The following is a 913-nucleotide window of genomic DNA, read 5'->3' as shown; positions in this document are numbered from 1 at the left end:
CCATGATACGCGTGATTACGTTGATACCCGTCTGGCCAAGGAAGCGTACGATCAAAGGCGCAGAACGGAATAGCAACCAAGAGCAGAAACAGAACAGCATGATGGTGACACTAATGCCAACGGTATCCAGCGCGCTAGGGTAGCGTGCGCCGTAAACGATGGTTGAGCTAATTGCACCTGGACCTGCCATTAATGGCATCGCCAGTGGCACTACGCCAATCTGTTCACGACTTACATACTCAGTCTTTTCTTGTTTGTTCTGCTTATCTTCACCCAGTTTACCGCTCATCATTGAGAACGCGATGCTCAGAAGTAGCAAGCCGCCAGCAACACGAAAAGAGTCCAGCGAGATGCTGAACATATCCAGCAGTAACTGACCAGCAAAAAGAGAAATGATCAAAATCACTGCAACAGCAACGTTTGCTGTCGTGGCGGTTTTGTTTTTCTCTTCTGGCGTCATATGTCCGGTTAGGGACACGAACACTGGCATGATACCAACAGGGTTCACTGCTGCGACCAAACCTAAGAAAAACTGTAGGAAAATAGCTAACTCTAAAGTCTGCATGTTGCTTACTCGTAAACGTTCACAATAGTGAAAAAGAGAGGGGGTAATTTTAGGCGGTAATGTAAGGCAAAACTGCGCCTTGAAGAAATGAAAAAAACTAACGTATTTGGGCTAGTATTTGTGAGAAAAACTAATTATTGAAGAAAATGTATTCAATCTGGAAACGAATTGTTACGTAGAAAGTTGGTGAGAGAGCATACTGATTTACACAAACGTTAACATTCGCACGTTTTTTGCAAAAATAAAGGTGGTTTGTAGAGAGATAAGACGTATTCGATATACTCTCAGTAGCACAAAAATTAGGGTCTATATGTAATTTTGTTGGCCAAAAATGAAACTTTTTTACAG

General features: G+C 42.6%; 1 protein-coding gene. It reads right to left on the bottom strand.

Annotated features, from left to right (window positions below; genetic code table 11):
* Positions 1-565: YchE family NAAT transporter (locus KIV40_RS06560; protein WP_285348364.1), on the bottom strand; the 565-nt coding region annotated here is incomplete at its 3' end.
* Between the last annotated feature and the right edge of the window lie 348 nt (positions 566-913).

Source organism: Vibrio sp. D173a (genome assembly GCF_030248475.1).
This window is presented reverse-complemented; position numbering and strand designations above follow the sequence as displayed.